General features: G+C 50.3%; 1 rRNA gene. It reads right to left on the bottom strand.

Annotation, left to right across the window (positions count from 1 at the left end):
• A 23S ribosomal RNA gene (locus tag ACPYOJ_RS34840) occupies positions 1 to 348 on the bottom strand; the annotation flags it as partial.

The raw sequence follows: 348 nt of genomic DNA, 5'->3' as shown, positions 1-348 counted from the left end.
AACAGTCGCCTGGGCCTCTTCACTACGGCCAACATTGCTGTTGGCGTCTCTTCTTCCGAAGTTACGAGACTATTTTGCCTAGTTCCTTAGCCACGACTCACTCGAGCACCTTAGGATTCTCTCCTCGACCACCTGTGTCGGTTTTGGTACGGGTTGCTTCACTTCGGCTTTTCTTGGATCCGATTTCACTATAACAGCTTCGCCCGAAGGCTAAGCCTTGACACTTCCGTCCGTCTTCAATAGCTACGTCGAACCGTCCCCTTTTTAGTGTGAGCAAGTATGGGAATATTAACCCATTGCTGTCTCTTATACACATCTCCGAGCCCACGAGACTACGCTGCATCTAGG

This window comes from Rhizobium sp. SVR5-9E, from assembly GCF_056755095.1.
This window is presented reverse-complemented; position numbering and strand designations above follow the sequence as displayed.